At 71.7% G+C, this 9617-nt stretch carries 11 protein-coding genes and 1 pseudogene; 6 read left to right on the top strand and 6 right to left on the bottom strand.

The genetic code is table 11. The features are described from left to right. Window positions 1-185 (bottom strand): transposase (locus tag GTY56_RS19350; RefSeq protein ID WP_161366605.1); only part of this gene is annotated, 185 nt, incomplete at its 3' end. A gap of 93 nt (window positions 186-278) precedes the next feature. Here GTY56_RS19350 and GTY56_RS19345 point away from each other — a divergent pair. Continuing rightward, entirely contained in the window at window positions 279-1301 is a 1023-nt protein-coding gene (locus GTY56_RS19345; RefSeq protein WP_161366604.1) for a questin oxidase family protein, read from the top strand. A gap of 67 nt (window positions 1302-1368) precedes the next feature. Further along, window positions 1369-2304: a hydroxymethylbilane synthase gene (gene hemC, locus GTY56_RS19340; protein ID WP_161366603.1), complete on the top strand. Its 936-nt coding sequence runs from the start codon at window positions 1369-1371 to the stop codon at window positions 2302-2304. Window positions 2305-2328: 24 nt separating this feature from the next. Here hemC and GTY56_RS19335 read toward each other — a convergent pair whose 3' ends face one another. Together GTY56_RS19335 and GTY56_RS40650 are read right to left on the bottom strand one after the other, a co-directional pair. After that, on the bottom strand, window positions 2329-2850 hold the full coding sequence (locus tag GTY56_RS19335; protein ID WP_161366602.1) for a hypothetical protein: 522 nt from the start codon (window positions 2848-2850) through the stop codon (window positions 2329-2331). Window positions 2851-3216: 366 nt separating this feature from the next. Continuing rightward, window positions 3217-3470, bottom strand: a pseudogene (locus GTY56_RS40650) (ABC transporter ATP-binding protein); the annotation flags it as partial. Window positions 3471-3813: 343 nt separating this feature from the next. On the opposite strand from GTY56_RS40650, the gene GTY56_RS19320 reads away from it, so the two are divergent. Beyond that, window positions 3814-4605 (top strand): RNA polymerase sigma factor SigF, encoded by a 792-nt coding sequence (locus tag GTY56_RS19320; protein ID WP_161366601.1) that lies wholly within the window; start codon window positions 3814-3816, stop codon window positions 4603-4605. 17 nt (window positions 4606-4622) lie between these two features. Here GTY56_RS19320 and GTY56_RS19315 read toward each other — a convergent pair whose 3' ends face one another. Beyond that, window positions 4623-4943 (bottom strand): ANTAR domain-containing protein, encoded by a 321-nt coding sequence (locus tag GTY56_RS19315; RefSeq protein ID WP_161366600.1) that lies wholly within the window; start codon window positions 4941-4943, stop codon window positions 4623-4625. 246 nt (window positions 4944-5189) lie between these two features. On the opposite strand from GTY56_RS19315, the gene GTY56_RS19310 reads away from it, so the two are divergent. Beyond that, window positions 5190-5993, top strand: a complete 804-nt coding sequence (locus GTY56_RS19310; RefSeq protein ID WP_161366599.1) for a VOC family protein — start codon at window positions 5190-5192, stop codon at window positions 5991-5993. Between the two features lie 6 nt (window positions 5994-5999). Here the strand turns inward: GTY56_RS19310 and glgX are convergent, their stop codons facing one another. Together glgX and GTY56_RS19300 are read right to left on the bottom strand one after the other, a co-directional pair. Further along, window positions 6000-8153: a glycogen debranching protein GlgX gene (gene glgX, locus GTY56_RS19305; RefSeq protein ID WP_161366598.1), complete on the bottom strand. Its 2154-nt coding sequence runs from the start codon at window positions 8151-8153 to the stop codon at window positions 6000-6002. Next, window positions 8150-8662: a pep a2 gene (locus tag GTY56_RS19300; RefSeq protein WP_161366597.1), complete on the bottom strand. Its 513-nt coding sequence runs from the start codon at window positions 8660-8662 to the stop codon at window positions 8150-8152. The genes glgX and GTY56_RS19300 overlap by 4 nt, the downstream gene beginning before the upstream one ends. A 364-nt stretch (window positions 8663-9026) precedes the next feature. Between GTY56_RS19300 and GTY56_RS19295 the strand changes: the two genes are divergently transcribed. Both GTY56_RS19295 and GTY56_RS19290 read left to right on the top strand, forming a co-directional pair. Beyond that, window positions 9027-9395 carry a DUF5133 domain-containing protein gene (locus GTY56_RS19295; RefSeq protein WP_161366596.1) on the top strand — a complete coding sequence of 123 codons (369 nt, stop codon included), beginning with the start codon at window positions 9027-9029 and terminating at the stop codon, window positions 9393-9395. 22 nt (window positions 9396-9417) lie between these two features. Then, window positions 9418-9617: maltotransferase domain-containing protein (locus tag GTY56_RS19290; RefSeq protein ID WP_524540119.1), on the top strand; the 200-nt coding region annotated here is incomplete at its 3' end.

Genomic DNA, 9617 nt, shown 5'->3' with positions numbered 1-9617 from the left:
CCGTAGCGTTCGGGCAGGTCCCGCCAGGCCGCCCCGGTGGACAACTTCCACAGGATCCCGTTGACCACCTGACGGCGATCCCGCACCGGACGGCCCATTCGCGGCGGGGCCAGCAACGGCTCGATCACCGCCCACGACTCATCGGTCAGCTCATGACGACGCACCACAAACCAACCAACGACCACAGCACTTTGCGGACACGACCTAGGCCTCCGGTGGGGTCCGGGTTCCGCCCCGCGCCCGATCCCCGGCGCGGCGCGGCCGCATAGCGTCCCCGCATGGACACGCACGACACGACAGGGACCCTCGAAGACGCCCTCGGACGTCTCCACGCCTCGGGGCCGGAGCGGCTGGGCCGGCTCACCCATCACGCCCCCATGGTCGTGGAGGCGCTCGCCGCGCACGGCCGGGCGGACACCGTGCACCGGTGGCTGGACCTGTACCGGCACAAACTGGAGGATCTGCCCCGGCCCGTCGCTCCCGTGACCGACGCCGACTGGCGGGAGGCGCTGGGCGACCCGCGCCGGGCCGCCGACTGGATCGGGTACTTCGGCCGGGCGCTCGCCGAGCGGCCGTGGCGGGACGTCCTCGCCATGTGGTGGCTCCGGCTGCTGCCCGGGATGTACGGCGGCTCCACGCATCCCGTCATCCGCGTCGGGCATGCCGTACGGGCCCTGGAAGCCCGCAGGAACGCGCCGCGGCTCGCCGAACTCGCGCACGGGCTGGGCTACTGGGCCGCCCGGCACCGGCCCGTCTCCGGCATCGCGGCCCTGCCCGCGGCGCCGGGTGCCGCGCGGTCCCTGGACGCCGTGCCGCCCCTCACCGACCCCCGGGGCGGCTTCCCCGACCGACTGGCAGCAGTACGGCGGTTGCCGCTGTGGGCGGACGACGTGACCGACCCGGACACAGCCCGGGAGCGCCTCACCGAACTGGTCCGGGCCGCGACCCACCGCTACGCCACCCACGGCCACGGCGAGGCGACCATGCTGGTGCACGCGGCGACCGCCCCGAACGCCGTCCTGCGCACCCTCGGCTCCCTGCCCCGCGCGCTGTGGGCGCCGAGCCTGCACGCGGCGTGGACCGCGTCCGCGGCCGTCACCGCCATGTACGCCACCGCGGAGCCCGTCGCGGACGCCCCCGCACCCCGGTGCACGGCCCAGGAGGTGCTGGAACGAGCCCTCGCACACGGCGACGAGCACGTCGTGAAGCTCACCGACACCGCTCTCGACGTCGGCGACGAGCGGGCCCTTGCCGCTGCCCTGCGGGCGGTGGAACTGAGCGATCCGCTCGTTCCGAACTGACGCCCGATGCCCGGCAGTCGGAGGAGGTCCGGGACGAGGGCCCCCGCGAAGGGTCTATCGTGTCCGCATGTCCGTCCCCGAACTGATTCGCATCGTCTCCCGCGACTCCCCCATGGCGCTCGCCCAGGTGGAGCGCGTCCGGGCGGAGTTGGCCGCCGCCCATCCCGGAGTGCGCACCGAGGTCGTGCCGGTGAAGACCACCGGCGACAAGTGGATGGGCGATCTGTCCAAGGTCGAGGGCAAGGGCGCGTTCACCAAGGAGGTCGACGCGGCGCTGCTGGCCGGTGAGGCCGACCTCGCCGTGCACTGCGTGAAGGACGTGCCCGCCGACCGGCCCCTCCCGGCGGGCACGGTGTTCGCCGCGTTCCTCAAGCGGGACGACATCCGCGATGCCCTGATCCACCCTGGCGGGCTCACCCTGGACGAGCTGCCGGCCGGGACGCGGATCGGCACCTCCTCGGTGCGCCGCGTCGCACAACTGGCCGCCACGCACCCCCACCTGGAGTGTGTGCCGTTCCGCGGCAACGCCAACAAGCGTCTGGCCAAGCTGGCCGCCGGCGAGGCGGACGCCCTGCTGCTCGCGGTCTCCGGCCTGGAGCGCATCGGCCGCGAGGACGTCATCAGCGAGATCCTCTCCACCGAGACGATGATGCCGCCCATCGGTGCGGGCGTGCTGGCGCTGCAGTGCCGTGAGGGAGACGCCGCGCTGATCGACGCGGTGAGCGGCCTGGGTGACCCGGACACCTACCGGGAGACCATCGCCGAGCGCATGTTCCTGCATGTGCTCCAGGGGCACTGCAACAGCCCCATCGCCGGGTTCGCGCGGGTGGACCGCAGTGGCGAACTGTCCCTGCGGGCCTGCGTGTTCACCCCGGACGGCAAGACCCGGCTCAACGCCCACGAGTGGGCGGGCCGGCTCGACCCCGCCACACTCGGCACCTCGGTCGCCGTGGCCCTGCTGCGCCAGGGCGCCCGCGAGATCATCGACGGCATCCCGCACTGATCCGCGCCACGCCCTGACACGGGATCAGGCTGTGCCTTCCTCTGCCTGGTCCCGCAGGAAGACGCTCACCTGGTGCGCCAGGCTGTCCCGCACCGGACCCTGCTGGGCCCCCGCAGGGCCCTCGTGCGCCCCGATGCCGCCCGCCCAGAGCCGGCGGCCGGTCCACTCCTCCTCGACGCGCAACTGCACCTGGACGTCCACGAGGCCCAGGGACGCCTCGGCACCGGCCGCGTACAGCACGGCGGTGGCGCGGCGCAGCGGGTAGACGTCGAAGCCCTCGATGAACTGCGAGTTGCGCCAGTCGATGAAGGCGCTCTCCCCGTCGGGGCCGAGCCTGACGTCGATCTGGCCGTCCTCGAGATGGACGCCGAGATGGCGGCTACCGCGGTTCTCGACCGTCACCCGGAGGCAGAAGTAGGTCAGGCCGTCGGCGGCGTCGTCCCGGCCGCGGGGCGGCTCGGCCAGTTCCAGACGGTGGACGCGGACGCGCAGACCGGCATGCTCGTCGTACTCCTGCCAGTCCCCGACCACGTTCGGCTCGTACACGCTGCACCTCTCGACCTCTGGAAGCTGCTTCCTATCTGTGGTCTCAGCGCACTGTCAAATGAGCAGAATGCGCTGTGGCCAGGCAGTTCATCCTTTTTGATCGGTGATCAAGCCGTGCCCAGCAGTTATCCGGAAACGTGCGGAGAAAGCGCTTGCCCGGGCGTGCCGCACATCACTTCCACGAGTGAAGATCAACGGGTCGGCCGCCCGGTCGGCGACAGACGTGTAGAGCTCGGTGCGCCCGTGGCGCAGCTTCTGTCCTTCGACCGCACCCATCGCGCCGACGCGGGCCGGCAGCAGCCGCCAACCGGCCCGGGGCGGCGGGGGTTTCACAGCAGGTCGATGCCGTGGCCGCGGGCGGGGTCGGCCGGCACGGCGTGCGGTGCGGCGGGTGCTCGGGACCTCGCGGAAAGCTCCTGTCTGACCGTCGGGACCGCTGCCGGCCAAGTCCCGGAAGACGTCGTCCGGCGTCAGCGGCGCGTCCCGGTCCGCGCCCGCGGCGCTGCGCCGGGCGCGCGTCCCGCCGTGAGCTCGGCCGGGGTACCGAGGGCCCGGATCCGGCCGCGGCGCATCAGGGCGCCCCGGTCGCGGTACCGGTCGGCCTCGTCCATGGAGTGGGAGTACATGCCGGTCGGCGGCGTCGGGCGAGATCGACGACGGCCAGGGCATGGTCGCCCCGTTCGGCCCGAGCCGAGGTCGAGGGAGCTCAGGAGAGGCCGAGGACGCTCGGGAACGGCGGCCGATCCGATCGGTGGCGACCTGGGAGCGCCCGCAGCACTCGATTGCCGTATTGTCTTAATTGTTTCGCTATGCCCCTGCCCGGGGATGGGCAGGGAAGTGCTTCGGACAGGAGGCACGTGCGTGGGAGCCGGCAGGCCGGGCCCCCGGTGCTCTCCGTGAGGCCCGAGTCCGCTCCTCCCACGGTGTCTGTCCATTCAGCACCTGCTCAGGGAGGTGCGCACCATGCGTATCGCCGGCAGCACCCGAACGCACCCCCACGACGACGCGCCCGACACCGCCGCGGCGTTCGCGCGGCTCGTGCGGCTGCCCGACGGGCCCGAGCGCAAAGCCCTGCGCGACGAGCTGGTCGAGGCCTGGCTCCCCATGGCCGAGCGGATCGCCGTCCGCTTCCGGGGCCGTGGCGAGGCCCTGGAGGATCTCTACCAGGTCGCGGCCCTCGGCCTCGTGAAGGCGGTCGACCACTACGATCCGGCCCGCGGCAACGCCTTCGAGGCGTACGCGGTGCCGACGGTCACCGGCGAGATCAAGCGCCACTTCCGTGACCACATGTGGACACTGCACGTCCCCCGCCGGGTCCAGGACCTGCGAAACCGGGTGCGGCACGCCGCGAAGGAGCTGTCGCAGACCACCCCGGGCCGCTCCCCCACGGTCGCCGAGATCGCCGAGTACGCCCAGCTCACCGAGGGCGAGGTGCGCACCGGCATGGAGGCCCTGGAGTGCTTCTCCGCGCTGTCGCTGGAGGCGGAGATGCCCGGGACGGACGGCTACGCCCTCGGGGACGCGATCGGCGGGCCCGACCCGGCCTTCGACACCGTCGTGGACCGGGTGGCCGTCAGGCCGTGCCTGGAGGCGCTGCCCGAACGCGAGCGGATCATCCTCTACCTGCGGTTCTTCAAGGGCATGACGCAGAGCCGGATCGCCGAGCAGCTCGGCATCTCGCAGATGCACGTCTCGCGGCTGCTCAGCAGCTGCTTCGCCCATCTGCGTGAGGAACTGCTGACGGAGGCCCGCTGAATCCGGTGCCGCCGGGGTCACGCCTCCGGCGGCGACCCGGGGATCTGCGTCGGTCCGGCCCGGTCGAGGGCGTCCTCCAGGGCGGCCCGGATCCCCTCGGGCATCACGCCGGTGCGCCCCCAGACAAGGATCAGTTCCGCGACGTTGCGCAGCTTGATGTTGGTGTGCTGGGAGACCTCCTTCAGCACGGCCCACCCCTGGTCGGGGGAGATCCGGCCGAGTGCGACGACCATCCCGATCGCCTGGTCCACGACGGCGTGGGAGACGACCGCCTCCTTCAGCTGCTGGACCTCTTCCTGCAGCGCGAAGATCCGCTCCGAGCCCCCGTCCGTGGGCATGGTCACCTCCGGGTCCGGTGCGCCGCTGCGCCGGAGGTCTCACAGGGTGCTTGAGTACCTTGACGCAGTGTCCGACCCCTCCATCGTCGTCACTCGGGCCGCCCGGTGCCACCGGGGCGGACCAGGCCGGACGCCGTTTCGGCGCCCCCGCCGGGGTACTCGGCAGGCGCCCACAGCGGTTCCGGTTGGACACTGGTGTCAATCCTCCGGTGGCTGCCAGGCCGACGAGATCAGGACGCGACTGCCATGAACCACGACATGCCCACCTCCTCCGGCACCAAGGACGTCGTATCATCACACTCCGTGTTCGGCGCGCCCTGTTGGGTGAGCCTGACCAGCCGGGACGTCAAGGCGACCGAGGAGTTCTACGGGGCCGTACTGGGCTGGCAGTGGCGGCCGGCCAAGCTCGGCGACCGGTTCCGGATCGCACTCGCGGACGGCTCGCCGGTGGCCGGGATCGCGGGGGTCGCCGCCATGTGGCAGATGGCGGTGGCGTGGACGCCGTACTTCGCGGTGCGCAGTGCGGACGACGCAGCCGCGCGGGTCCAGGAGCGCATGGGCACGGTCGCCGTCGGGCCGATCTCCCTGCCGCCGGGCCGGGCCGCACTGCTGGCCGACCGCGACGGGGCGACCTTCGGCATCTGGGAGGGCGACCTCTTCACCGACTGGGAGACCTGGCGCAACGCCCAGCCGGCCTTCATCACGCTCCACACCCGTGACGCGTTCGACGCGGCGATCTTCTACGGCGAGGTCCTCGACTGGGCGACGCAGCGCCCCGGCTGCTGCGAGGTCCACTACGAGGGCGGCGAGGTCGTGCTGCGCAGCCGAGGGGACGTGGTGGCCCGCATCGAGTCCGGTGCCCTGGAGGCGGCCCCCGACCCCGCGATCCGGCCGCACTGGCAGGTTCACTTCTCCGTCGACGACGTGGAGGCCTGCGCCCGCGCCGCGGAACTGCACGGGGGCAGCGTGCTGTCCAAGGGCAGTGACGAGGCGGTGCTGCGGGACCACGACGGCGCGCAGTTCACGGTGACCGCGCGCCGCGGCCGCTGACCCGCATCACTCCTTCCCGCGCGCCGCCCGTGAGGGCCGGGACAGCAGGACCAGGCTGCGGGCCCCGACGGTCAGGCCCGTGCCCGCCTTGTGCTCCGCCTCGTCGGGCGTGCCCTCCGGGTCGGCCGTGTCGATGAGGGCCGTCCACCGTTCGCCGTAGGAGGCCTCCGGCAGGCGGAAGTCGACCGGCTCCCAGTGGCTGTTGAGCAGCAGCAGGAACGAGTCGTCGACGACCGGGCGGCCCCACGGGTCGGGTTCGGCGATGGCGTCGCCGTTGAGGAACACGCCGACGGAGTGCGCGTCGCCGCGCTGCCAGTCGTCGTCGGTCATCTCGCCGGCGTCCGGCGCCAGCCACACCAGGTCGGGCAGCGGCTGGTCCGCCCGGGTCAGGGTCTCGCCGAGGAAGAAGCGGCGCCGGCGCAGCACGGGGTGCCCGGTGCGCAGCCGGATGAGGTACCGGGTGAACTCCAGCAGGTCGTGCTGTTCCTCGGTGAGCCGCCAGTCGATCCAGGAGGTCTCGTTGTCCTGGCAGTAGGCGTTGTTGTTGCCGCCCTGGGTGCGCCCGAGTTCGTCGCCGTGGGAGAGCATCGGGATGCCCTGGGACAGCAGCAGCGTGGCGAGGAAGTTGCGCTGCTGGCGGGTGCGCAGCTCCAGCACCGCCGGATCGCGGGTCGCGCCCTCGGCGCCGCAGTTCCAGGAGCGGTTGCTGCTCTCGCCGTCCTGGTTGCCCTCACCGTTGTCCTCGTTGTGCTTGTCGTTGTACGAGACGAGGTCGCGGAGGGTGAAGCCGTCATGGGCGGTGACGAAGTTGACGCTGGCCCGGGGGCGGCGCCTGCTGTGCTGGTACAGGTCGGAGGAGCCCGTGAGCCGGGAGGCGAACTCGCCGAGCGTGTGGTCCTCGCCGCGCCAGAAGTCGCGGACCGCGTCGCGGTACATGCCGTTCCACTCCGACCACAGCGGCGGGAAGTTGCCCACCTGGTAGCCGCCCTCGCCGACGTCCCACGGCTCGGCGATGAGCTTGACGCGGCTGATCACCGGGTCCTGCTGGATGAGGTCGAAGAACGCCGACAGCCGGTCCACCTCGTGGAACTGCCGGGCGAGCGTGGCCGCGAGATCGAAGCGGAAGCCGTCGACGTGCATCTCGGTCACCCAGTAGCGCAGCGAGTCCATGATCAGCTGGAGGACGTAGGGGTGCCGCATCAGCAGGCTGTTGCCGGTGCCGGTGGTGTCGTAGTAGTGCCCCCAGTCGCCGTCGACCAGACGGTAGTACGAGGAGTTGTCGATCCCGCGGAAGGACAGGGTGGGGCCCATCTCGTTGCCCTCGGCAGTGTGGTTGTAGACCACGTCGAGGATCACTTCCAGTCCGGCCGCGTGCAGGGTCTTCACCATCTGCTTGAACTCGGCGACCTGCCCGCCGCGGGTGCCGTGGGCGGCGTAGCCGTTGTGCGGCGCGAAGAAGCCGATGGTGTTGTAGCCCCAGTAGTTGGCCAGGCCCCGGTCGTGCAGCACCCCGTCGTGGACGAACTGATGGACCGGCATGAGTTCCACGGCCGTGACACCGAGGGAGGTCAGGTGCTCGACGGCCGCGGGGTGCGCCAGCCCGGCGTAGGTGCCGCGCAGCTCCTCGGGCACCCCGGGGTGGGTGCGGGTCATGCCCTTGACGTGCGCCTCGTAGATCACCGTGTCGGCGTACGGCCGGCAGGGCCGGGCGTCGTCGCCCCAGTCGAAGGCCGGGTCGGTCACCACGCCGAGCATGGTGTGCCCGGCGCTGTCGGCCGGGTCGGGGCCGTCCGGGTTGCGCTCGTAGAGCGAGGGGTGGTTGTCGATCTGCCCCTCCACCGCTCGGGCGTAGGGGTCGAGCAGCAGTTTCGCCGGATTGCAGCGGTGCCCCGCGGCCGGGGCCCACGGCCCGTGCACCCGGTAGCCGTAGCGCTGGCCGGGGCCGACGCCGGGGAGGTAGCCGTGCCAGACGAAGCCGTCGACCTCGTTCAGCGGCACCCGGGTGTGGGTGCCGTCGTCGTCGACGAGGACCAGCTCGACCCGCTCGGCGACCTCGCTGAAGAGCGCGAAGTTGGTGCCCTCCCCGTCGTAGGCCGCCCCCAGCGGGTAGGGGCGTCCGCTCCAGGCGGACACCCCTTTCCGCGTCTGCCGGCGCGTCACCGGGCGTCCTCCAGAACCTCGTCCGGAGTGACGACCGGGGCGGCCAGCTGAGTGACCGGGACCTCGCGGGGCACGTCGAGGCCCTCGCTCTCCCGCGGGGCGGGCGCGGTCGGGACCAGCGGGACGCGTTCACCGGCGCGGGCGCGCTGCGAGAACCAGATGACCTTGCTGCCGGTCTCGGTGGCGCAGCAGCCCCAGCCGTCGCTCATGGCCGCGAGGTGCTCCAGGCAGCCTCGCAGCTCCTGGTCCGGGCGCAGGGCGCGGTCGTTGTCCCCGATGGCGGTGATCAGGTGCTGCCCGTTCCACCACATCTCGATCGACGTGTTCTTGTCCGTGGCGTGTTCGTCGATGGCCTTGAGCAGCATCTCGGCACCGCCGCAGACGGGCTGGACCAGGTTGTCCAGGTCCCAGAACTTCAGGTGAGCGGCCAGAATGCGGCTGACCTGTCCCACCCGTTCCGGGCTGACTTCCACGTCGAGGTGGTAGTAGCAGGGCACTGCGGTCTTCATCGGTCGGCTCCTCACCGCGAAGCTCAGCTCCTTCTCGCTCCCGCGGTCCTGCGGGACGAGCCCCGAACACGGAACGTGAGCGCCTATCGCTTCTGAGTCACCCTCAGCCTGAGGGTGCTAGCCCGTTCGTGCAACACGAGCGCACGGTTGAGGCGGGGGACTACACATGTGAGCAGGCCGAAGTCTGCTCGAACGGCCCAGCGGAACCCCCACTGGTTGAAGCTCCAACAAGACGCTCTGTCGCCTCACGTGCACCATGTGTGAAGAACTCGATCGCCGTTACGGGTCCGTGCCGCTGTGCGCACGGCCGCCGTCCGACCGTCGGGAGACCGTGCCCCTCGAGCCCCGAAAGGTGATCGGCGCCATGCTGCTACCCGCCAAAGCCGAAGTCGCCCGGCAGTTGCGGCGTTACCGGGCCTGGGAACGCGTGATGCTCGCGGCACCGAACGACCGCACGGTGCGGACCACCTTCGAGGACTCCGGCTACACGCTCTGCGTGCTGATGGGCAAGCGCTGCGCGCGGGAGGCCGCCGACGCGGCCGAACGCTACCTGCGCACCAACCACGTCACGTATCTGCAGGAACAGCAGATCACCTGCCTCCAGGAGCAGCACATCACCTGTGCGCAGGAACCGGCCGAACGGCCCCGCCCGGCCGCGGCGGTCAGACGAAGACCGCCGGCGGCCGAGCGCAGATCCCCCGCTGCCGGGCGGAGATCCGCAGCGGGAAGGTGACGCCCTTCCCGCAGTCCAGTCCCTGTACCGGGCCCCCGCGGCCCGGCTTTCGAGCACGGTGGAGGTGAGGACCATGACGAGGACCCGGGCCATCGGCCGTATCCCGGTGAGGGACGTCCGCCCGGCCGTGGAGGGCGGCAACCGGCCGGCGAAGGCGGTCGTGGGTGAGACGTTCGAAGTCACCGCCACCGTGTTCCGGGAGGGGCACGACGCGGTGGCGGC

Source organism: Streptomyces sp. SID5643 (assembly GCF_009872555.1).
Taxonomy (GTDB): domain Bacteria; phylum Actinomycetota; class Actinomycetes; order Streptomycetales; family Streptomycetaceae; genus Streptomyces; species Streptomyces iakyrus.
The sequence above is the reverse complement of the archived record's forward strand: the minus strand, read 5'-3'. Positions and strand labels throughout refer to the sequence as shown.